The following is a 22,422-nucleotide window of genomic DNA, read 5'->3' as shown; positions in this document are numbered from 1 at the left end:
ATATAAAAGTAGATCAGTATTGAGGTAAAATTAATAATTCAATTTTAGTCTATTTTTTAATATAATATCACATTTTATCAAAGTAATGCAAAATTATATACGGATTAAGATTAACTTTACAATGTATACATATATAATTATTTAGAATACATATTAAGTTCCACATAGAGTAAAAGTACAATTTCAAACATAATACAAATTAAGATAATTAGCCCATCAATTAAGTATTTTTACTTATATATCCAGCATTTTACAGACATAACCAAAGATTAAATTGTATTTTAATTATAGTTAAATATTAAATTCTATAAAGCTTTCTTTTCACACGTTTTATAGTTCCCCATTGGCCACAAATCCATATGAAATCAAGCAAGCAGATTCCCACTAATAAAAAAGAGAGTAACTGTAACTTATTCTCTGGATAAGCTCTGTTCGCTCTTTAAAAATCTTTGCGGGCCAGCAATCCTATACCCTCTGCGGTCGGATAGCCTAAGTGCAATTGAGTTGGTTGTTGAACCCATTGCTTTGGATACCTCTTTATCTGAGGAGTAAATCAGATTATAGGTATGAGATTGGCACTAATAGAGCTTAAAGTTTAGCTATCCATACAGTAGCTAGTCGCCATTTACCGGGATGAAAGGGTGCTTCAGGAGTTATTTTCGCCTGTTCGTGTAGCAATTGCAGAAGCTGTAAGAACAACTCAACTAGGCGTTTTCAGTCTGTACATGGCAAATTGTTCTGGACAACACCCAGAAAATCTAGCACGACCAGGCGGGAAGTTATGTTCACGCAATAGGGATCACCTACCTACACTACTTTAATTAAAGCATGAGCAGCATTGCTAATGAACGAAATTCATTAGTTGGCAAGAACTAAAATGATGGAGAATCGTACATATCGCTGGTTACAGCGAATATGTGCTACTTTCATGGTACTGATTGTCAGGCATAAAGCCTGTTCAATCAGTACTATGTGGCTTTTCAGGAGGCATTTAATGTACTTTGGCAAAGCACTTGCTGGATTCGGCGAGCCTGTTCCTGTAGGCGTAGTGTATGGGCCTGAAGACACTCGATGGTTGCCTGTTCGGATAGTTGATTCTGCTCCGACGATTTATCCATAACGCTTATCAACTGGCTGATTTCCTGAATCATCGCACAATTAACCCGTTCAAGTTCACAAAGTGGGTGTTGACCATAGAAGTTAACATTGGCATGTATCAATTTGTGGGCTACCTGTTTGTGCGCGGCAATTGTTTGACTCAATGTTTCATACCAGGTATGAAGATCGATGACAGCCTGGTGCCAGTTTTCAATTACAACCGGTAAGTCAGCAGAGCTTGAAGGGACATACTCATCGGTCTTATTACTTGATGTTATTCTAATCATTCCGTAAAATCCTGTAGGCAAAGCGCCTGTATTTTTGACCTGAATAGTTAAACAAAGTCACAAGTATGTAACTGAAACCAGCACATCTAGAAACCCGACGTCGCCCCTGATCTTTTGTAGTTGCTGTGCTGACAAACTAGCCATACTCAAGGCAATCTCCTGCCTCAAGTAAACAACTTGTAAGCTGGAATTCCATACGATCGAACAGACGACATTTACTATAGATTTTATACAATAATCAGGCCGTTTTTTAGGGGAATTCCCAAAAAACGGCCTGATTCCAGGAAAAATGGTGCTATTGTCTATTAAGAACAGTATAGGCTATTAATAAGTGAGGTAAGAATGCAAACTCGACATTTACGATTTTCCGAATGTGCATCATCAAAAAGTCAGCCCAACTGTTAGTACTGCACTACTTCCATCGGAAGGCCAGACACCCGGCCCTGGGTAAAATGTCGGACGTTTGGTAAAATATTGTCGGTTGAGCAGGTTATTGACACTCCCCCTCAGGGTTAATTGGCGACCAATGTGCCAGGTTCCATTGAGGTCCCATAGGCTATAGGCAGGAACGGGCCCAATGGCCCCATTAGCCGACGCTACGGTTGTGTTCAGTGGATCGGAGAATGTTTGGCTCACGTAACTGTATTGAAGTGTCAGGCTGGCGGTTCCAAATCGGGCCGTCAATCCATTTCGGGTTGTCCAGCGGGGAGCCGATTCAACCTGATTGCCCTTCACTGACCGATTTTCGCTACCAGTCGATACCTGACCATTGATATAGCGGGCATGGTTAAACGCGGTGGATGAAAATCCACTGATCAGGACTTTATCGGTACGAATCAACTGGGATTCAAACAAAGCCTCGATACCCGTACTGCGACTGTCGCCAATGTTTGTCCGAAAAATATAGCTCGTTCCGTCCGGATTTGTCAGTAGCAAAGTACCCAGCCGATTACGGTACAAAAGATCAAAAATTGTCAGATTTATATGTACGCCCTGCCAGCGACCCTCAATGCCTAGCTCGGCGTTATATCCATAAGCATCTTTCAGATTTTTATCGATCTGTTCATAGGTTGAGGCCGGAATAATATCCTTGAAAACAACAGGGCGGTAAGCCTGCGACCAGCCCCCGTAAAGTTTCACTTCATCCGTAAGTTTATAGTTCGCATTAACACCCAACAAGGCAAACTGGTGGCTAATGTTTGTTGGGAGATTAGCGGGGTCATAATACGTAATAGTTCCACGCATTTCAGTCGTTCCATTTTCAATCCGAAAGCCGGGCGAAATGGTCAGACGATCGGTCAGATTGAGGTTGTTTTCGGCAAAAAAAGCAATGTTTTTCGTTCGATAATGCAGGTCTCGCTTAAAGGGGGCACTCAAAGAGAGATCAAAATCACTACCCGTCGAGCCTACGCCAAGCTGCTGCCGATGCAGGTCTGTTCGCATTAACTGGATACCAGCGGCCAAAGCGCCCCCAGCAGAACCTAATTTGTATTGATGTAGTATCCGGGCTTCGGTTGTGTAACTATTGAAGTGGTCGACATCCACCTGCCGGGGCCGATATTGGCCGGTCATTCGATTAATGGTGTCGGGTATTGTTGCAAAGGCGTCAATCTGAACACTATTTCGAGCGCCTAATACGGCCGACGTTGTCCAGAGCAAACTGGTCCGATCTGAGATTTGCCAGGCCAGTTTCAGCGATGGAACATAAATGTCCGGATTGAAATAGTTTCGGCTCCGGGTCGACTGGCGCGGGTCCTGTGCAAACAGGACGTCGGTGAGCGGACCGGGAATCTGGTAGGTATACGTCGAGCGGCCCAGTTCTGCAGTTAGCTCCAGGCGCTTCGTTGCCTGAAAATGCAGTCGCCCGAACTGAGCTTCGGCATCCGATTTACTATTTTCCCGATATCCATTCGAATGCCGTCGGTAATAATAGGCATAGTATGTCCACTTGCCAACTCGACCACCAATGGCATTATAGGTGCTTAACAGGCCGTATGTCCCAACAGAATTGAGCGTCTGAAAACTGAATCGACGCAAAGTATCGGCCCCTTTGGTTACGTAATTAAGCATACCGCCAAATTGCGCACCGTATTGTAGCGAACCCATCCCACGTACAAATTCAATCCGATCAATACTTTCCATCGGGGGCGAGTAATGGCTTGCCGGATACCCATACATATCGGAATTGGTAATGATGCCATTCTGGCGAATATTATTTTCCCACGATCGGTGTGGGTCCAGACCGCGTGTGGCAATATTTATCTGGTTACCCGTGCCGTCCATATCGTAAATGAACACACCGGGAATTCGGGCAAACACCTGTCGCGGATTCTTTTCGGCGACATTGACGTCAATGTCAGACAGCCGAATTACCTCACTGCGTTTACCGCCCATCAGGTAGGTACCGTGCACGTCGGGTAATGATTCAACAACGGTCGAGCGTACACCTTTAACCGTAATTTGATTGAGCGTATGCGTTCGTATCGAGTCGCTATCTGTCTTTTGCTGACCAATAGCCACAGGCGCATACTGCCCGAGCACAAGGTAAAGCAGGAAACCGGTTACCGATCGTCTGGGGTGTTTTTTTGTATAGGGGAAGGAACGTTGTGGCATGTGCAGATAATTTACACAATCATGACTGTTTCGAGCAAAAAAACACCTAGCCAAGTTGCCATCTAAAATACAGTTTATCGAACACGGCTCATGCGCCTATAGCCAGAAGATTATTTTCATTTTTAAAATCCCGATTTCGACAGCAAAAGCACTAACAATGAGAGCCATAAGCTCTATTTTTTGTGCAACTTTAAAACTTGGATAGACGTGTGGAAATTGACCCCATTGTGCACCTAAGCGATATGAACAATTATTTTATTCTGATAGCCATTTTCGCGGTCACAGCCTGCCAGTCGAAGCAGCAGGAAGCCATCTCTGAAGCGTCAATGCCGCAACCTATGGCCACGATGAAAGCACCCGCTCCCGAGCAGGATGATTCCTCAACCGCTGAGGAGCTAACGCCTGAATTACCGGTACCAGCGGGTCAACCATCGGCAACGACTAACCGGAAAATTATTCGCAATGCACAGGTGCGCATTCGGGTCAGTGATTTCAACACTTCGGGAAAAGCCATTGAGAAGGCCGTTAATCAGTCTGGTGGTCAGATTGCCAATTCGAACGAAACCAAGTCTGATAACAGCATCGAAAATGCCCTGACCATTCGAATTCCAGCCGCTCGATTAGACGCATTTCTTTCGCAGGTACTAAAAGAATCCATTTTTACGGATACAAAAACGATAACAGCCCAGGATGTTACCCGTCGTTACGTAGACACCGAAGCGCGAATCCGGAGTAAAAAAGCGGTTGAAGAAACCTACCTGAAGCTTCTCAAACAGGCCCGGAGCGTTGAGGATGTATTAAAAGTAGAAGAACAGTTAGGCCAGATTCGCGAAGAGCGTGAAGTGCAGGAGGCCGAATTGCGTCAGCTCAAAGACGAAGTCGCACTGAGCACAGTCAATCTAACCTACTATCAGCAAACTGAAGTTGCCCTACGACCGGAAGAACCGATTTATGCCCAAATCTGGCACAATTTTACCGATGGCTTCCGGTTGATGGGCGATGTACTGGTTGGCCTGTTTTATTTTCTACCCATTGGCCTGGTTGGCTTCGGGGCTAGCTGGTTCATTCTGCGTTGGCGGAAGCAACGCAGGAAGGCGGTAAAATAAATAGCCCCAATCGGGCATCAAACGACGGGTAACTTCCAGCCGTTATGGTAATGTGCCGACAATAGGGCATTAGCCTGCGGGTCATTCTTAAATCCTTTTGCTGTAGCGTCCCAATACACCTTACGGCCAGTCTTGTATGCAATGTTACCCATATGGGCGTTAATGGCAGCAATGCTACCGGTTTCAATGCCGCATTTAAGAATCCCGGCGTTGTTGGTCTTAATGGCCTGCACAAAGTTTTTCGTATGCTCGTTCAGGTAATCACCATTTCGGGCCTGGTCTGGAATATCTTCCACCTTATACACCTTGACATTATTTTTTGTCTGCGTTTCAGGCAGCAGCGACCAGCCATCCCGATTTAGCACAAGCGTTGCATTGTTACCAATAAAGGCAATGCCCTCCGTTCGTCCATAATTACCCCCATCGATGCCCGTGGCATGCTCCCAGAGCATATTGAAGCCGTCATATTCATAAACAGCCTGCAAGGTATCGGGTGTTTCAGAAGCATCGTCGGGATAGGCTAGCTTGCCGCCCGATGCCATTACGGATTTAGGCGCTTTCGCATTCATGGCATACAGGGCAATATCAATTTCATGAACGCCCCAATCGGTCATCAATCCACCGGCATAATCCCAGAACCAGCGAAAATTGAAATGGAAGCGATTGGGGTTAAAAGGTCGCTTAGGGGCCGGTCCAAGCCACATATCATAGTCCACACCTGCCGGTGGGGCACTGTCGGGGCGGACAGGAACCGGATTCATCCAGCCCTGGTAAGCCCAAACTTTCACCAGGCGGATATTGCCTAATTTACCGGACCGAATGTAGTCAATTGCTTTTTCGTAATGGGAACCGCTCCGTTGCCATTGCCCAACCTGAACGATTTTATTGTATTTCCGGGCAGCCGCCAGCATCAGATTACACTCTTCGATGCTATTGGCTAAGGGTTTTTCAACGTAGACATGTTTGCCTGCCGAGACCGCATCAATCATGGCCATGCAATGCCAATGATCGGGCGTTCCAATAATAACGGCATCAATGTCTTTGTTCTCCAGCAGTTTCCGATAGTCCTTGAACAATTGTGGGCGATTCTGCTGCATTTTTTGGACATCGGCCGCCCGTTTATCCAGAACACTCTGGTCAACATCGGCTAAGGCGACACATTCCACGTCACTCATCAGCAGGTGTGAGCGAAGGTCTGACCAACCCATGCCATTACAGCCAATTAGCCCAAGCTGAAGTTTATCATTCGGGGAAGTTTTTTTGCGCTGACTGGCTATAGCTTCCAGTGTGGGTAGACTAATCAGCCCTGCTCCGGTAGCAGTTAGAGCCGAATTTCGCAAAAAATGTCTGCGCGTAATTTCCATGGATTGTCAGATTTAAACATGCCAGAAACGGTTGCCATACACAAAAGCATAGCGCGCCCTTTACCTAATCAATTGTGATGAATTTGTTAAGAACATGACCGTTCCGATTCCAGTCTTCTCTATGGTTCAAGGTCTATTTACTCGTTTTGAACCTGCCTGCAAATAGCCAATGATTTCCTGTGCGGTTTGGCGGGCAGATCGATTGACGCCAATCAAGGTTGCCGACGCGAAGCCAGTCCAACTTCCGTATCCGACCATCCACAAACCAGGTTGTTTCACCGATCGGGTGCCTTCTACCTCTACCCGACCGTCATGAGTGATCAGCCCAAGCCCGTCCAAAAATTGCAAAGCAGGGCGAAAACCAGTACACCAGATAATTGCATCGACCGACTCCTGGCTCCCATCCGGCCAGATAACGCCGTCCTGATTAAATGCCGAAAACGGTCGCACGGCGCGAAGAGCATCACGGTTACGGGCTTCTTTAACACTATCGACCATAACAATATCGGCGAGGCTACCCTTTGGTCTGGTATCTCCTGCATTGAACCGTTGCGTTGCCGCTATGAACAAGAACCGCCCATCCACCTCATCCGGCAAAAACGATGGTTCTTGTAAAGTGACCCAGGTTGTGTTGGCTACTTTCGATACTTCAGCAACAATCTGAGCGCCTGAATTTCCCCCACCAACTACTAACACCCGTTTTCCAGTAAATTCATCAGGTGATGTATACTTGGCAGAATGAAGCTGTCGACCCTTGTAATCGTTTATCCCGGTATAGGGTGGAATAAACGGATGCCCCCAGCTACCTGTAGCGCACACCAATGCACGACAACGATAATTTCCCCGGCTGGTTTGGAGGTTGACTATCGTTCCTTCCCATTTAACCAATTGAACCTGAACGGGTCGTTGAACTGTAAAGCCATATCGTTTCTCATAATTGGTCAGATACGCGACAACTTCCTGGCGAGTTGGATAAAGGGCATGAGTACGGGGCATGAGCCAACCGGGCAGCGAGCTGGCTTCGGCCGGAGAAAAAAGTTTCAACGATTGCCATCCATGCTGCCAGGCTCCGCCAGGCGATGGCTGATCATCCAGTAGAATAACATCCAGGGAACTACGATGTAAATGATAGGCAGTTGCCAGCCCTGACTGTCCGCCACCGATTATGATCACATCGTGTACAGTCGGCTCATTCATGATAACCCATTGATTGGCATATAACCCGTTGGCAGTGCGTCATCGTGCCTGTTGGTAAAATGGTAGATAGGCTATTTGAAACGCAATCATACCAAATCCGGGGTTAGCACCCGTTTCATAACAATTGCCGAAGACGGACATAAATCGCTGAATTGCTTTGTCTGCTGGATTGACACTGGTACATCCTGACGAATGACGACCTCAAAGCCGTATCGTTCAAAATAACGATCTGCCGTTGTTGTGATTAGATACACCTCACGTAGGCCAACGGCTCTGGCGTTTTCCAGTATGCACCCTACTAATTGCGTACCAACCTGTATGCCCTGAAACGCAGGATCGACGACTACCGATCGTAGCAGGCCCACTTCATTCAACCGTTCTAAACCAGCAACTCCAATTGGCATTCTGGCTGCTCTGGCAATCACGAAATCAGTCAGATCGGCTGGCAGATCGTCGGTTAATAAATGCCCTTTGTCTAACAAAGCAATGACAGCGAGTTTGTCGTCAGGCAGGGCTTTTTCGATGTGAAAGCTCATAGACATTAATGAGTTGAGGCTGGCTTATTGACAGCTATGTGGTTCGAAATAAATTCCTGACTGTAGTTTTTGATCATATCACGCACTTCACGGAATGCCGTTAGCTTAGCCTCTGCATCGGCATTTTGTCCTTTCATATGGCTTGGTTCAGGGAAACTCTGGTGAAACCGTTGTCCGACTGCCGGGAAAAATGGGCACTGTTCGCGGGCTTTATCACAAACAGTCAGTACGAAATCGAACGGTATATGCCTATAGTCATCTACAGGGTTTGACGTATAATGCGCTATGTCAATCCCATCTTCGGCTAAAACCTGTATGGCCAATGGGTTCACGCCTTTGGGTTTAATGCCAGCACTGTAAACTTCTACCGGTTCTGTCGGTTTCAACCTATCGGCAAAATAGTGCAGATACGCCTGGGCTATCTGCGATCGGGCAGAATTTCCCGAACATAATACCAAGATTCGTTTCATGGTAAATCCTGTTTATGTTAATTACAGCATTCGGGGCCGCAACACGATGCCCCTTCTGGATTACCTAATTCGACTAATTTAGATTCAATAGGTTCTGGCTTTTGCGCAAACACCGTAACACTATAAATGCCTCGGGCTGAATTGCCACTGTCTGGCTGACGATAGTCGGCAATTTCATTGTTTGAAAGATAGTTTTTCAATACCTCATCGGGCAGTGCGATTTCGCGCTCTTTTTGCACAATGACATTCGTGAATCCGGCTTGAGCGACAAGTTGTAAATACGCATCCTTTTGGCTAGCCCCGGATACGCATCCGACGTAAAGCGCTGCATCACGCTTTAAATTTTCTGGTAACTCCCCTTTCAGAACGATATCTGAGATACTAAAATGTCCACCCGGCTTAAGGATGCGAAATGTTTCAGAGAATGCTTTCTGCTTATCGGGAACAAGATTCATGACACAATTACTCACAACAACATCCGCCAGATTCTCGGGCAGGGGCATATCTTCAATGTCGCCATAAACAAATTCGACATTCGTAAAACCCAGGGTTTTGGCGTTTATACGCGCCCGGTCAATCATGGCCGGGGTCATATCCAGACCGATAACCCGACCGGTTGCCCCAGTTTCAGCACGAGCAACAAAACAATCATTGCCCGCGCCCGATCCTAAATCAACAACAACATCGCCCGGTTTGATCTGGGCAAATTGCGTCGGCAGACCACAACCTAACCCTAAATCGGCCTCAGCGACGTAGCCGTTCAACTCACCGTAGCCAACTGTCATATCGATTGAAACACTGCCACTGATTTCCGGGCCACAGCAGGATGTGGGGCCGGGTTGGTTGCTTCCGCAACATCCAATAGCTTCAGCTGGGGTGCTTTCGGCGATGGCTGCGTATTTCTGACGGACTACATCTTTGATTTGCTCTGCAGTTTCCATAATCTAATTTATTGTAATATTACGATTGATTTTCACAAAAAAAACTGCTGAACACTTAACAGCAGGATGCCGATTCGGGAATGAATGCATCCAGTATGATGCCAAACGTTTGCTGGGCCTCTTGCCACACAGTTGGGTTTATGCAATAGCAAACGCGGGGCGGGTTAATCTCACCCTGGATGATACCAATTCGTTTCAATTCCTTCAAATGCTGCGAAACGGTTGCTTGTGCTAATTCAAGTTCGTCTACCAAATCACCACATACGCAGGCTTTCCTGGCGATCAGCATTTGCAGGATAGCTACCCGTGCCGGATGCGCAAAGGCCTTTGCCAGATCGGCCATACGGTTTTGTTCAGCGGTAAAGATCTCCGTTTTTGTCAGTCCCATGCTGCAAAAGTAAGGCATCACTAATCAATTGCAATATTACGATGGATAAATTTTTAAAAAATTACGAATTGGCTCTTTTCGTTGCTATTGTTTTAGGTTTTTGCGTGATCTCGGGACACAGTTTTTTTCTAAATGTGGTAATACATTAGTTACAAGCTAACTCAATACTGAAAGTACCCGATGCATATAACCAATCGTTTATGCAAGCCACATGAATAGCCTGGATTATTTCATGTGACGAATTTAGCTTTCTCAGCGTCTTAATAATCGTACACTCAAGCCGAGTAGTTGTTAGAAAAAACCTCTATCTGGAAATTGGGTTTTACTTGATTTTTTCAAGACGCCCCCTGGGCAAAAGCAAAATGGGTGAGAACAACATGTGGGACAGCATATCGACGGGAAGTTACTCGATTGACTGCATACTTTGTGAGGAAACAATTGTAGTGCCACAAAAATGGGCAGTAAACATGTCCCCAATTTGTCATAAGTGTAGAGCAGCGTTGAAAAACTATGTATTCAGGAATCGACCAGGTACTAGCCTGAATCTACCAGTGTCATTACCAAACCCGTCATAACAACCGTCAATAATAATATTTACGAGCAGGCATGGCTAGCATTCTTTTGTTGGCACGGCTGGATTTTCTCTCAACTTGTTATTGGGTACCGGCATTCAATCGGCAAATTTTTCTAACTAAATCAAATAGAGATACTTGAGATGCATTCTGTTCCTATGCAGTTGTGGTTGATCGCTGGCTTTCGTATCTGATTTAAGAGCAATAAAACAATGTTAAATTAATAAAGTTCCCTAAATTTATCAGAAAAGTGCTATATTGCGCTAAAACCAACTATTGATTATATGAAATTGACATTGGTAGAAAAGATTTCAGAAGAGTTTCTGAACTTCGTAAAAGCTAGCAATATCGAAAAGAGTCCTGACTTTTCAATTGTTGAAGCCGTAGCACAAGATGAAGTACTTACTGTTGAACAACGAGACCCTCTCGTCAATGTTGGCAAACGTGCTCTGAATCGGAACTTCTTTCGAGTTAAGATTGAGGGGAGCGCCCTGGGATTTTTCACCTACGGGCAGTTGCATGAAAAGTTTTATGGTGCCTGCATTCAGTATTAATTAATCGGTCGCAATTGCACCGAGAATAAGGCTCTTCCGTAAATGGAAGAGCCTTATTTGCTTTCTAGACTTCAACTATACTAAAACGTTTTTTAAAGACCTCTGGCACCCGGACCCAACCCAAAACGAGGGACCGGATCGCGCTTAAGATCGATATGGGCCGCAAAGCCAGCATAAGAACTGGGGTTATGCAATGACAGGTCGGCAGGTTGGGCATTATATGCAGGTTCAAATTCAGAAATGTGCGTGTCCTTTCGACCGGAATCCCGATCAAAAACGTGCACTCCTTCGTGGATCAGAACAGCTGCACGCGAGTTATTTCCGATAAATGCCCCAAAATTAGAATTTACGTTGGTAAAAGCCGGACCAAACGTGATCGGGCCATTGACGGGTGCTTCTGCCGCCGTAAAAATTCCATTGACAGGGGCACCTGTACGAAAACGGGTAGCGCTGTCTTTATATAGTCCAAGCAACTGTGTATAACGCTCAATGATAGTTGCCAGATCCGTATCCTTTACGGGCCTGCTGGCACCAATCGTGGATGCACTCGCCGAGAGCCTGAAATGGGTTATAAGCGCATCCACTGTTAGCACGTCCATCGCAGTTCCGTTTTGACGGCTTGTCTGGAAAAAAGTCAGTGCCTGGAGAGCCGCCTTTACTTTTTTAATTGCGAGCTGTGTGTCGCCCTGCGCCAGGCCCTGTCCCAGTTGCCCGTTTTGCAATAGAATATCAATTATGCCAAGCGTCTGTCGGGCAGCAATGCCTTCATCACGATCCATATTAAAGCGTGTCTCAACGCCACGAAGTGCTTTAGCCGTTTGCTCCCCGAAGATGCCATCAATTTTAATGGTGGCAAGTCCCGTATTGACAAGTGCTGTTTGTAATAGAGCGACGGCAAATTTGTCAGGCTCAAACAGTCGCATGGATTTTTTATTGTCAGCAGCTTGCTGTAAACGAACATTTGCGCTCCAAAAAGGTGATTGTAGGGCCATTTTCTTTGTTGTTTATCGGTAGAATGCTTTGTTATTGGTCTCAGGGTTATGCTGGTTCGGTTATATCGAATCGGTACGAAATCCATAACCTAACCGATCATCGTCATAATGAAGGTATACAACGGAAACTCGCTACTAGAGAAGGATTTAGTAATCGGCTGTTATTGGCTGTGACCGGTCGTTCTGGGCTCGCCATTGTGTTTACAGCCAGTAGCTTTTAGCGACTAAATGGTTTTTACTGTCGACAAACTTGCCTGATTATGAGCGTATAGCAAACCTTGCCGCATAACAAGCAAACATAAACGGGTGTTGAATTAACTGAACTATCATTGGGTCGGCAATTACAAAGTGTATCAATCTAAGCCATGTTTTTGCCTTTGCCGGAAATTTCCAGAAAAACAGTAGAAGCAACTGCTTTAAAGACTTTTCATCCTTTTTGAGTTTTTTTCAGGAATGGCACCTATTTAACCGATTAGCAGTTAAATAATCCACAATCAATGACGACTCCGTAGCTCAGTTGGTAGAGCAATTGACTCTTAATCAATGGGTCGACAGTTCGAACCTGTCCGGGGTCACCTAGTAATTAGCCACTTACAGTATAAAAACTATGAGTGGCTTTTTATTTACATACCATTTTCCTACGAATGGTTTGTTTTCGTTATCAATCCTCTAAGATATAGAGCCAACCATTTCGCTCTCTTTATCTGCGATTTTGACGATTTCGACTTATTCAGTATTTGATCAGTATAAATCGCTATTCGTACCCGATCTGCTAAACGCCAACTCGTAACGACAATTTAGCACTAAGTAACCCCAGCGGTTTTAGGTTAAACTCCCTGACAACACCAATTTTGATATTGACTTTATCGACCAACCGATGAAGCCATCTATGTCCGAGCATTGATCAGGACAGTACAGCCCAGGAAAATAAGACCACCTATTATTGACCAATAAACTACAGAAGATTCTTCAGTTCAACCGCAAAACTGGCTTCGGTTGGATTATTACTGTCGCAGCTTAGTTGTTCAGAAAAACGAATTTTAAGTCTTATCCGGCACCTGGTGCAAAGGCTGGAAGGCAATAATGGTCATTGTTTACTTCACCTCTGTCAAAGGAATATAAATTAATAATGGCATTCTTGTCGTATGTGGACCTTACTGGTAAAGCCATCAGGTTGATATTTATCAATAAATAGTATAGTACTGCTATACGCTTAATAATAATATTTTGAAATAGCTAAAAAAAATACAAAACTTAGATTTAATAGAAATATTTCAGCAAACCATAAAAGCAAGCTTGGTCCTGGAATAATAATATAGACTCAACCAAAATCATTATGAAAACAATTCTACGCCATGCCGTATTACTCCTGCTGATTAATCAACTTATAAATGTAGCTTGGACTTACGCTCAAACTATATCATTGATTCCAGAAGTTGAACAGGGCCACAACTATACGGGTTTTATGGATGCCCGTCAATATGCTTCAACATATCAGCCCGTTATATTTAAAGGCTCATTATATAGCATGTATACTGATCCAGCCAATAGAGGCCGATTAGCTAAATTCAATGGTACAAGCGTCACCCTACTTCCAAATCCAGATGATGGTTATGGATTTACAGGAAATCAAATCGTTTTTAACGATGCAATCTATTGCCAATACAGAGATGCTAATTACGTTTTTCGACTAGCCAGATTTGATGGCAATAACTTTTCCTTATTACCCAATCCTGATAATGGATGGGGACATGATGGGTTTCTTGCTATACTAGATAATACTCTCTACAGTCGTTATCTGGATGCAAACTCTAATTGTCGATTAGCCAAAATAAGTACGACAAATAGTACAGCTACATTTGCCATTGTTGGAGTATCAGGTATTAGTTGTATGCCTCAATCAGATGGAAAAAATGCAATCACGTTCACTCCTCAATATACAGGATTGACTGGGCAATCTGTCACCTTCTCCGTAACGAACGAACTTCCACCTACTACAGCTCCTGGCCCCTATACGCTTAATTTATATTCTGACAATCCGGCTGTTACCTTAAAAGCAAGGCAGGAAGGGACAACAGAAGAAGCTAGTTATGTCTTTAACTGGAAGCTTGCCTGTGGTAGCTTACGTCAAGCTGCTACAGAAACGCTAACAGTTATTAATATTAAAGCCATACCTAATCCTGTTTCCGGTCAGACGGTAGATATTGAAGTCCAGGGGGCCGGTGGTCAACTAATCATCTACCAGGTAGTCAGTGAGCGAGGGTATCCGATTAGCCAACTGAGAGTTGAGAAAGCCGAAGCAAATGAACGACAAACACTCAGGCTAGGCAATACTCCAGGCACCTATATTGTAAAAGTAAGTACCTTGACTCAAGTTAAAGCGCTTACGGTTATTAAGCAGTAACACGCCATCTCCATACATTCTACCTTATTTATCGATACTGATTTATGCGTCTAATAATTTACGTCAGCTTACTCCTTGGTTTATCTTGTACACTTCTAGCTCAGACCAACTATGTTGCCAATACACCAAACTCCACTACCCCTGCCAATAATAATACGCTCGTTGGTCCACAAGCGGGCAACACTACGATGACGGGTATTGAAAATGCTTTTTTGGGCTTTCAGGCAGGACAAAATAACACGACCGGCGTCAGTAATACATTTGTAGGGGCCTATGCGGGTTCAGCCAATTTGACAGGCACGAACAACGCCTTTTTAGGCTACAAAGCAGGATTCAACAATACATATGGACGATACAATATCTTTATGGGCTCTGGTGCCGGCTTTAATAATACATCTGGTACATACAATACCTTTATGGGTTATTTAACAGGCTCCCAGAACACTACGGGTAATGATAATGTCTTTATTGGCTTTCAGACAGGCTCCCTGAACTATACAGGTAGTGATAATATCTTCATAGGTTATCAGGCAGGTTTCTATAATAACGGCAATGGAAATGCCTTCATTGGCTACAAGACAGGCCTCAATAATATAAGCGGTAGTCAGAATGCCTTTATTGGTTATCAGGCAGGACAGAATAATTCAACTGGTGGCAACAATTCCTTTATTGGTTTTAATGCAGGTTTCAACAATACGACAGGGGCTGATAATGCTTTTATAGGTACCTATGCAGGGCTTTCCAACACTACAGGTAACGACAATGCTTTTATTGGACATGCCACTGGCACCTATAACACGACTGGTACGGGTAATGCCTTTTTAGGCACTTACGCTGGTTACGCCAATACTACAGGGATAGGCAATGCCTATGTTGGTATCCGGTCAGGTCAGAATACTACAACAGGTAATGGCAACACGTTCCTGGGCGGAGCGGCTGGCTTTGGAAATACGACGGGAGAACAGAATACATATATTGGTCAAAATGCAGGTTTTACTGGTAATTCTACTGGATCGCAAAATGTCTTTATTGGCGTTAATGCGGGGGTAGATATTCCTTCAACCGTCGTCAATAACGCTGTTGCTATTGGCACTAATGCTATAGTTACTCAAAGTAATTCAGTAGTACTTGGTGGTACAGGTGTCAATTCTGTACATGTGGGAATTGGCAATAGATCACCTTCGGCAAAACTTCATATTACCACAGGCATAGCCAACACATCAGGTATTCGACTAGAGAATCTCACAAGAAGCTCGCCAGCCAGTGTATTAAATGCGCGAAAATTTCTAACAGTCGATCCGGATGGAAATGTAATTATGGGCAGTATTAGCGACAACGCTCAAGAGCCCATGGGGGCTTCGCTCTGGCAACTTAGGGGGACTTTTCTACAAAGCACACAGGGTGAAGCTGTTATTATTGGACAGCGTGTTAACAAGGCTCCATCTGGCTATAAACTTTACGTTGAGGAGGGTATTTTAACAGAGAAGGTAAAAGTAGCAATAAAAACTTCCTCTGACTGGTCAGATAAAGTTTTTGAAAAAGGCTATAAACTCAAGAGCCTTCATGAAGTGGAACAGTATATTCAAAAAACAGGCCATCTGCCGGGTATTCCTTCTGCACAAGAGGTAGTTAAGCAGGGTATCAATTTAGGCCAAATGGATGCTAAACTGTTAGAGAAGATTGAAGAAATTACTCTTTATCTACTTGATGTCAAAAAAGAAGTCGATTCACTTCGTGAAGAAAATAAACTACTTCGGCAAGAGCTAAAAAATTATAAAAGGTAAAAAAATTGTCAATTTATGTCTGTCTGATTTTACACCACTATTAAATGTTGTTATGGCAGCGACAATGATTAAGTAGATTTTATAATCATCGTCATTTACCTATGGGCAGTCCCGTCATGTATAGACAAGCCTATAAACTCAATAGTCTTTCAAGCCCACCAGATGCCGCAGCCAGAGTCTGGCTAGTACGAAATTAACCGCTACTGTTTCTCAATAGAAGACAACTTATTGCCTTTCAAATGCTGCGAGCAGGATTAGCACACGTTCTTGTAAACCGGTGCTAAAGCAGTTCAACGAGTAGGATCATCAATATAGAGGTATAATGCTTTAATGAGCCCATTCTCAATAAGGGCAATATCCATTCCGCTGGCAGCAGGTTTCGTATTGGGAGCACCAAGTGTCCAGGCGGCATGGCTAACGCCGTGGTTGGTTACTACTGGTTTTAACAGTGTAAAGACGAATTCAGGGGGCCATTGCTCCTGCAGTTTCTTGATGAGTGAATCAATCGCCTGATGGCCTGTAATGCCTGGGCCATTATCCGCATCATAAAAAACTATATCGGCGGCATAAATCCGTGCCATTTCCTCTAATCGCTGCTCCTGGTCGCGTTCACTCCAAACCTTTAGAAGACTATCTTCCAACACTTGCGCTGCACTAGTGCTCATATATATTAGCTTTTGTTCAAGACATAAACCTACCAGAGTAGTGGGAGAAAACAAAAATAGCCGCCAGATCTACCTATTTTCCTTCAACTCAAGGATGGTGCCTTTTAGCTCATAGCTGTCTATCAATCGTAGTTTACTGCGTCGGTAAAGGTATTTACCGCTGGGATAGTTTTTGTTGGCTGAGTCGAGAAAGCCTTTTTATAAACGACTGGATACTTGACATTTAACAGTAGCAATCAACGGATCAAAACCCGACCGTTCAATCAGTTCATGACTGGTTAAAACAGGTACAGCCAGTAAATTGCCATCTGCTGATTGATAAAACAGTAGTAAACGTTTCGCCATTGAGCTTCAGCCATAGTTGATGCGATGGTAGAAGTTTATAGTATAATTTCTTTATCCTACCAACAAAAAGCTATCTGGCAAATTTTAATAATCCTATAAATGGGCTACTTCATTACGTTCCTGATTGGCGTTTTGCTGCTTTTAGGTTCCTTGTATTTGTTTTCTACCTCCATTAATTTTATTAAATCAGGTACCCGTACGCTGGCTACGGTTGAAAAACTTGTCCAGGAAAGTGGCAAAAAAGGCAAATCCACCTACCGGCCTATTTTTCAATTTACGACAATTACCGGTCAGGAGATCCATTATTCATACAAGATAGCAAGCGCTCCACCCGATTGGGCAGTAGGCGAGAAAGCTACGCTCGTTTATAAACTGGATGACCCTGAAAATCCAATGGTACTTACTTATTTTGGCGCTTTTGGATGGGCTGTCATTTTACTGGCAATTGCCACCGTCCTGCTCATTATTGGAGGAGGCTACTATCTCTTCGGCTATTACGCAAGACAATTTTTATTGTAACTACCTGCATAGCTCACCAATTGACACCTCCTGCTCAACAGGAAGCACCACTTGCTAAACACTGGACAGCCTCCGTTCAGGATTGCTTTTATTCGTATCTCTAAATCAGTGAGGCCTATTATCCACATTAAGTAGCTTATTGTAAGTTCAACCAACTACTGCAATGAAAGTATGGAATCGGTAAGTATCCATCTCTTTGACGGAATCGACAAGAATTTCGCCAAACTCTACAACCTGGATGATGGTCGCAAGGTCAACTACATGACCACCTACAAAAATCTCATTCCCTTTGGCATGCCAGCAGGTGATGTGGTTCGCTGGATCAAACAGCAGATTGGCTCCAATAAGATCCATATTCTGCGCATCGTGGCTCATGGCGACAGCGGAGCCTTCTTTCTGGGAAAGGTTTATAATGTGGACAACATCTACGAATGGTGGACACTGCGCGGATGCTTTGATTCGGCAGCCCGCGTGGAATTGCACTCCTGTGCCATCGCCAGTGAAACCGCGTTGCATACCAATATGCTTCAGCCCGGAGCGACTATCAAGCGGGGACGCTATTCAGGTAATACAGAGGGGAATGGCGTCAAATTCATGCGGTATCTGGCCTCGGCGGTGAATGCCAAAGTAATTGCTCCGATCGACGATCATCTGGTAGGCAGCAACAAATGGTCACTGTATTCCGCTGCGATGTCGAATTCAGTAACCGTCTATCCAAATGGCACGATCGAAACCCAGGCCCTGAACCCGATGGTTGCCGATTAGTAGGCTGAGCTATAAAATTCACACCAGGAATTCCTGTTCTTTCTCAATACGGTTTTCCACAACTGGAACCTGTGAAGGGCTACAAAGTGGTAGCCTGTACAAACCGCTTTTCCCGACACGTTTACATCATATTGGTGCCCGTTTTGATGTAAACGTGTCGGGAAAAGGCACCAATGCATTACTCAAGCTTTTGTCAGGATTAGTGATGACCTTGCCCGGCTGTTGTTGCCTCATCAACTGGCGGGCGGGCCAGATGGAGGAACAGTTTTTAAAAGGCAGTAAAATGCGAAAAGAAAAAATTATTGTGAGAGATTGCTTCCGGCCGATGCGAATTTTGCTAACCTATCAGGATGAAGGGTAAGTTGTAAAAATAAGCAGGCCCAGGCAAAAAATAGAGTTACGATACTTCAGGTAATTAATGAGTACCTAGTTTGATAAGGGATTACTGATAAATTCGGCTAAGCCTACTTTGTGTTGCTTCTGTCCCGGCTTTGATCAGGATATATGCGTTCTGTTTTAGTAGACTGAGTACACTTAAAACAGGTACCAGTTTAGGTATAGCTATGTGTTTTAGGGTAATGGCTGCAATAGGGGCAGTATTTAAAAAAACTGATTCGAATATTGGGAGCGAGTGTCAAAATTTAAAATAGATCAGATTTATTATCCTGTTTTTAATGTAAAATATAATATTTTATATCGTTAAAATTCGATTTCATAAAATAAAGATATATTTGCGAACTACCCCTTGCTTCCAAATAGTTACTTCCAATGACCAGACAGCTACTGTTGTTCATTCTCGTTCTCCTGATTCACCGACTGGAAGGATACACCCAAACGGTACCATCACCCAAGGAGCATTTTGGTTTTGCGATTGGTGACGATTATCAGCTCTCAAATTATACGCAAACCGAAGCCTATTTTAAAAAGCTGGCAACCTCTGACCGGACGAAATTGGTCGACATTGGGTTAACGGCCGAAGGTCGGCATCAATACATGCTGATCGTAACGTCTCCCGAGAATCAGAAAAAGCTGGCTCACTACAAGGAAATTTCTCAGAAGCTGGCTCGGGCCGAAACACTGACCGATGAGCTGGCTCATGTCCTGGCCAGCGAAGGAAAGGCGGTTGTCTGGATCGATGGCGGACTCCATTCGACCGAAACCGTTGGAACCATGCAACTGATTGAAACGGCCTGGCAGTTGGTGAGTCGCCAGGATCCCGAAACGCTTCGTATTCTTGATCAGGTTATCGTTCTGCTTACCCATGCCAATCCCGATGGACATGAGCTTGTTGGCAACTGGTACATGCGCGAACCAGTGCCCCAAAAACGCACTCAGGATCACTTACCAAGGCTTTACCAGAAATACATCGGGCACGATAATAACCGTGATTTCTTCATGCTCAATATGAAGGAAACCCAGAATATGGGCCAGCAACTGTTTATTGAGTGGTTCCCGCAAATCATTTACAATCATCACCAGCGAGGACCAGCGGGCTCGGTACTGGCGGGACCTCCCCTACGCGATCCGTTCAATTTTGTGCTCGATCCGTCGATCGTAACGGGTATGGATGCCCTGGGTTCGGCCATGATTAATCGATTGAATACTGAAAACAAACCGGGCTATACGCGACTAACCGGAACGCCCTACTCAAACTGGTTTAATGGTGGGCTGCGTTCGATCAATCTTTTCCATAATATGATTGGGCTCTTAACCGAAATTATTGGCAATCCAACCCCCGAAACAATACCACTTGTTCCCGAACGGTTGCTACCCAATGGCAACACGCCCTTTCCGGTTACCCCTCAGAAGTGGCATTTTAAGCAATCGATCGATTATTCGGTATCGCTGAATTATGCCGTGCTGGATTATGCCGCACGCCAGCGCGATCTATTGCTCTACAACATTTACCGGATGGGGAAAAACTCCATTGAAAGGGGTAGCCAGGATTACTGGACCCTCTACCCGAAACGGGTCAATGCGATCACTCAGGCCTACCAGACTGATCAGAAAAAAACGGCCGCTGGTTCATTGTCAAACACGACTCCCGATCAATTTGGATTACTACCACGCGGTAGCGGGTTGCCCGTCAAATATTATGATACAATCATGAAAGCGCCAGCCTTGCGCGACCCGCGTGGATTTATTATTCCGGCCGATCAGGCTGATTTCGCAACGGCCGTTCGATTCATCAACGCGCTGGTCAGAAGCGGTATTCAGATTCAGCAGGCAACGGCAGACTTTACCGTTGCGGGCAAAAAATACCCGGCCCATTCGTATATCGTTAAAACGGATCAGGCCTTTCGTCCACACGTACTCGACATGTTTGAACCACAGGACTATCCCAACGATTTTCAGTATCCGGGTGGCCCTCCGGTACGGCCCTACGATGTAGCGGGCTGGACACCGGCTTATCTGATGAATGTGAGGTTCGACCGAATTCTGGTTGGTTTCGACGGCCCTTTTAAAAAGTTGCCCTATGGCGAATTGCAATCGGCCGAGGGGCGATTGTCGGGCAATGCCAGTGCTGGTTATGTGCTGACCGCGCAATCAAACCATTCATTCATAGCGGTCAATGATTTGCTGGCCGCCGGTATTGAGGTTTATCGTTTACCCAATGGCTCCGATAACCATGAGACGGCAGGATCGTTTTTTGTTCCAGCTTCGCCCAAAGCCAAGAGTTTATTGGCCAAAGTGGTTACTGATTTTGGGCTGGATGTATCGGGGCTGACCAAACGTCCGGCCAGTCAGATGATCAAAATGGCACCGATGCGCATTGCTTTGTGGGATACCTATGGTGGATCGATGCCTTCGGGTTGGGTACGCTGGCTGATGGAACAGTACCATTTCCCGATGAAGGTAATTTATCCGGGTGATATCGATGCCGGTGATCTTAAAAAGAAGTTCGATGCGATCATTTTTGTGACCCAGGCTATACCCCCAGCTGGCCGATCGACCGAAGGGACAGTCAGGAGAGAGCCGCAGGCCGAAGAAATACCCATTGAGTATCGATCCTGGCTGGGGCGTATTACGGCAGAGAAGTCTATTCCGCAATTGAAAGCCTTTCTGGAAGCTGGTGGTACGATCGTGACAATTGGCACCAGTACTAATCTGGCCTATCATCTGAAGCTGCCCATCAAAAATGCACTGGTTGAAATGACGACTGCGGGACAGGAAAAAACATTACCCGTCGAAAAATTCTATGTACCCGGTAGCGTATTACGGGTTACGTTAGATTCGACGCAACATGCTACCTGGGGTATGCCAATGCTAACTGATGTATATTTTGAACATAGCCCAGTATTTAAAGTAGCTCCTGAAGCAATTGCCAAAGGTATCGTCACACCATTGGCTTGGTTTGCAACGGATAAATCCCTGCGGAGTGGCTGGGCCTGGGGGCAGTCTTATTTGCAGGACGGGGTAGCTGCATTTATGGCCCCGATCGGTGCTGGCAAATTATATGCATTTGGCCCGGAAATAACGTTCCGGGGGCAGGCACACGGTACTTTCAAACTACTTTTCAATCAACTTTATACGCTGGGGTCGGCTACAGCTACTGGCCCATCAGGTGATTAATTGTGGGACAGGCACGCCAACAAGCAGATTAATACCCATTGGGCACTAATTCAGTAATCCCTAACATTACGGACTACGTTGGTCATTTCTCTTGCTTGGAAGTCTTTCGATCCTCCCAGAATGACGAAAGAATCTTGTCTTACTGTAGACAAAAGCCTTAACCCATTGGCTTTACGAGTGAACCTATTGTCTTAATTTACGTCAAAGAGTCGCTTCTGAAACGGCACTCTTATTTGCAAGATTACTTCA

At 44.9% G+C, this 22,422-nt stretch carries 17 protein-coding genes and 1 tRNA gene; 8 read left to right on the top strand and 10 right to left on the bottom strand.

All coding sequences use genetic code 11. From position 1 onward, the window contains the following. Positions 1 to 980: 980 nt before the first annotated feature. The gene (locus G8759_RS17170; RefSeq protein ID WP_167210044.1) at positions 981 to 1,385 is read right to left on the bottom strand and encodes a hypothetical protein; all 405 of its coding nucleotides are present in this window, start codon (positions 1,383 to 1,385) and stop codon (positions 981 to 983) included. A 381-nt stretch (positions 1,386 to 1,766) separates the two neighbouring features. Then, positions 1,767 to 3,998 (bottom strand): TonB-dependent receptor family protein, encoded by a 2,232-nt coding sequence (locus G8759_RS17165; protein WP_167210042.1) that lies wholly within the window; start codon positions 3,996 to 3,998, stop codon positions 1,767 to 1,769. A 242-nt stretch (positions 3,999 to 4,240) separates the two neighbouring features. Between G8759_RS17165 and G8759_RS17160 the strand changes: the two genes are divergently transcribed. Continuing rightward, a complete protein-coding gene (locus G8759_RS17160; protein ID WP_167210040.1) occupies positions 4,241 to 5,104 on the top strand; it encodes a DUF4349 domain-containing protein in 864 nt (287 codons plus the stop codon). A 17-nt stretch (positions 5,105 to 5,121) separates the two neighbouring features. Here the strand turns inward: G8759_RS17160 and G8759_RS17155 are convergent, their stop codons facing one another. From G8759_RS17155 to G8759_RS17130, 6 genes are all read right to left on the bottom strand, one after another. Next, positions 5,122 to 6,468 (bottom strand): Gfo/Idh/MocA family protein, encoded by a 1,347-nt coding sequence (locus G8759_RS17155; RefSeq protein ID WP_167210038.1) that lies wholly within the window; start codon positions 6,466 to 6,468, stop codon positions 5,122 to 5,124. Between the two features lie 126 nt (positions 6,469 to 6,594). Beyond that, positions 6,595 to 7,665, bottom strand: a complete 1,071-nt coding sequence (locus G8759_RS17150) for an ArsO family NAD(P)H-dependent flavin-containing monooxygenase (protein WP_167210036.1) — start codon at positions 7,663 to 7,665, stop codon at positions 6,595 to 6,597. 86 nt (positions 7,666 to 7,751) lie between these two features. After that, positions 7,752 to 8,201, bottom strand: a complete 450-nt coding sequence (gene arsN2 / locus G8759_RS17145) for an arsenic resistance N-acetyltransferase ArsN2 (RefSeq protein ID WP_167210034.1) — start codon at positions 8,199 to 8,201, stop codon at positions 7,752 to 7,754. A gap of 5 nt (positions 8,202 to 8,206) precedes the next feature. Beyond that, positions 8,207 to 8,671: an arsenate reductase ArsC gene (locus tag G8759_RS17140; RefSeq protein ID WP_167210032.1), complete on the bottom strand. Its 465-nt coding sequence runs from the start codon at positions 8,669 to 8,671 to the stop codon at positions 8,207 to 8,209. A 17-nt stretch (positions 8,672 to 8,688) separates the two neighbouring features. Continuing rightward, positions 8,689 to 9,612, bottom strand: coding sequence for an arsenite methyltransferase (locus G8759_RS17135; RefSeq protein ID WP_167210030.1), 924 nt, complete (start codon positions 9,610 to 9,612; stop codon positions 8,689 to 8,691). A 55-nt stretch (positions 9,613 to 9,667) separates the two neighbouring features. After that, positions 9,668 to 10,000 (bottom strand): ArsR/SmtB family transcription factor, encoded by a 333-nt coding sequence (locus G8759_RS17130; RefSeq protein ID WP_167210028.1) that lies wholly within the window; start codon positions 9,998 to 10,000, stop codon positions 9,668 to 9,670. A gap of 856 nt (positions 10,001 to 10,856) precedes the next feature. On the opposite strand from G8759_RS17130, the gene G8759_RS17125 reads away from it, so the two are divergent. Beyond that, a complete protein-coding gene (locus G8759_RS17125; protein WP_167210026.1) occupies positions 10,857 to 11,126 on the top strand; it encodes a hypothetical protein in 270 nt (89 codons plus the stop codon). A 92-nt stretch (positions 11,127 to 11,218) separates the two neighbouring features. Here the strand turns inward: G8759_RS17125 and G8759_RS17120 are convergent, their stop codons facing one another. Beyond that, complete coding sequence (locus tag G8759_RS17120) at positions 11,219 to 12,118, bottom strand: peptidoglycan-binding domain-containing protein (RefSeq protein ID WP_167210024.1); 900 nt, start codon at positions 12,116 to 12,118, stop codon at positions 11,219 to 11,221. A gap of 502 nt (positions 12,119 to 12,620) precedes the next feature. Between G8759_RS17120 and G8759_RS17115 the strand changes: the two genes are divergently transcribed. The 3 genes from G8759_RS17115 to G8759_RS17105 all read left to right on the top strand — a co-directional run bounded on the left by G8759_RS17115 (position 12,621) and on the right by G8759_RS17105 (position 16,306). Then, a tRNA-Lys gene (locus tag G8759_RS17115) sits at positions 12,621 to 12,693 on the top strand. A gap of 761 nt (positions 12,694 to 13,454) precedes the next feature. After that, positions 13,455 to 14,522 carry a T9SS type A sorting domain-containing protein gene (locus G8759_RS17110; protein ID WP_167210022.1) on the top strand — a complete coding sequence of 356 codons (1,068 nt, stop codon included), beginning with the start codon at positions 13,455 to 13,457 and terminating at the stop codon, positions 14,520 to 14,522. A 44-nt stretch (positions 14,523 to 14,566) separates the two neighbouring features. After that, entirely contained in the window at positions 14,567 to 16,306 is a 1,740-nt protein-coding gene (locus G8759_RS17105) for an autotransporter outer membrane beta-barrel domain-containing protein (RefSeq protein ID WP_232074288.1), read from the top strand. A gap of 290 nt (positions 16,307 to 16,596) precedes the next feature. On the opposite strand, the gene G8759_RS17100 is transcribed toward G8759_RS17105, so the two are convergent. Further along, a complete protein-coding gene (locus G8759_RS17100; RefSeq protein ID WP_167210020.1) occupies positions 16,597 to 16,971 on the bottom strand; it encodes a nuclear transport factor 2 family protein in 375 nt (124 codons plus the stop codon). Between the two features lie 444 nt (positions 16,972 to 17,415). Between G8759_RS17100 and G8759_RS17095 the strand changes: the two genes are divergently transcribed. The 3 genes from G8759_RS17095 to G8759_RS17085 all read left to right on the top strand — a co-directional run bounded on the left by G8759_RS17095 (position 17,416) and on the right by G8759_RS17085 (position 22,173). Continuing rightward, the gene (locus G8759_RS17095; protein WP_167210018.1) at positions 17,416 to 17,835 is read left to right on the top strand and encodes a DUF3592 domain-containing protein; all 420 of its coding nucleotides are present in this window, start codon (positions 17,416 to 17,418) and stop codon (positions 17,833 to 17,835) included. A 171-nt stretch (positions 17,836 to 18,006) separates the two neighbouring features. After that, positions 18,007 to 18,600 (top strand): hypothetical protein, encoded by a 594-nt coding sequence (locus tag G8759_RS17090; protein WP_167210016.1) that lies wholly within the window; start codon positions 18,007 to 18,009, stop codon positions 18,598 to 18,600. Positions 18,601 to 19,368: 768 nt separating this feature from the next. Beyond that, positions 19,369 to 22,173, top strand: a complete 2,805-nt coding sequence (locus G8759_RS17085; protein ID WP_167210014.1) for a M14 family metallopeptidase — start codon at positions 19,369 to 19,371, stop codon at positions 22,171 to 22,173. Positions 22,174 to 22,422 lie beyond the last annotated feature (249 nt).

Origin of the sequence: Spirosoma aureum, assembly GCF_011604685.1 — a bacterium.
In the GTDB taxonomy this organism is placed as follows: domain Bacteria; phylum Bacteroidota; class Bacteroidia; order Cytophagales; family Spirosomataceae; genus Spirosoma; species Spirosoma aureum.
This window is presented reverse-complemented; position numbering and strand designations above follow the sequence as displayed.

Bases quoted from the DNA above. Each gene is read 5' to 3' on its own strand.
- G8759_RS17170 (WP_167210044.1), bottom strand. From the start codon at position 1,385: ATGATTAGAATAACATCAAGTAATAAGACCGATGAGTATGTCCCTTCA.
- G8759_RS17165 (WP_167210042.1), bottom strand. From the start codon at position 3,998: ATGCCACAACGTTCCTTCCCCTATACAAAAAAACACCCCAGACGATCG.
- G8759_RS17160 (WP_167210040.1), top strand. From the start codon at position 4,241: ATGAACAATTATTTTATTCTGATAGCCATTTTCGCGGTCACAGCCTGC.
- G8759_RS17155 (WP_167210038.1), bottom strand. From the start codon at position 6,468: ATGGAAATTACGCGCAGACATTTTTTGCGAAATTCGGCTCTAACTGCT.
- G8759_RS17150 (WP_167210036.1), bottom strand. From the start codon at position 7,665: ATGAATGAGCCGACTGTACACGATGTGATCATAATCGGTGGCGGACAG.
- arsN2 (WP_167210034.1), bottom strand. From the start codon at position 8,201: ATGAGCTTTCACATCGAAAAAGCCCTGCCTGACGACAAACTCGCTGTC.
- G8759_RS17140 (WP_167210032.1), bottom strand. From the start codon at position 8,671: ATGAAACGAATCTTGGTATTATGTTCGGGAAATTCTGCCCGATCGCAG.
- G8759_RS17135 (WP_167210030.1), bottom strand. From the start codon at position 9,612: ATGGAAACTGCAGAGCAAATCAAAGATGTAGTCCGTCAGAAATACGCA.
- G8759_RS17130 (WP_167210028.1), bottom strand. From the start codon at position 10,000: ATGGGACTGACAAAAACGGAGATCTTTACCGCTGAACAAAACCGTATG.
- G8759_RS17125 (WP_167210026.1), top strand. From the start codon at position 10,857: ATGAAATTGACATTGGTAGAAAAGATTTCAGAAGAGTTTCTGAACTTC.
- G8759_RS17120 (WP_167210024.1), bottom strand. From the start codon at position 12,118: ATGGCCCTACAATCACCTTTTTGGAGCGCAAATGTTCGTTTACAGCAA.
- G8759_RS17110 (WP_167210022.1), top strand. From the start codon at position 13,455: ATGAAAACAATTCTACGCCATGCCGTATTACTCCTGCTGATTAATCAA.
- G8759_RS17105 (WP_232074288.1), top strand. From the start codon at position 14,567: ATGCGTCTAATAATTTACGTCAGCTTACTCCTTGGTTTATCTTGTACA.
- G8759_RS17100 (WP_167210020.1), bottom strand. From the start codon at position 16,971: ATGAGCACTAGTGCAGCGCAAGTGTTGGAAGATAGTCTTCTAAAGGTT.
- G8759_RS17095 (WP_167210018.1), top strand. From the start codon at position 17,416: ATGGGCTACTTCATTACGTTCCTGATTGGCGTTTTGCTGCTTTTAGGT.
- G8759_RS17090 (WP_167210016.1), top strand. From the start codon at position 18,007: ATGGAATCGGTAAGTATCCATCTCTTTGACGGAATCGACAAGAATTTC.
- G8759_RS17085 (WP_167210014.1), top strand. From the start codon at position 19,369: ATGACCAGACAGCTACTGTTGTTCATTCTCGTTCTCCTGATTCACCGA.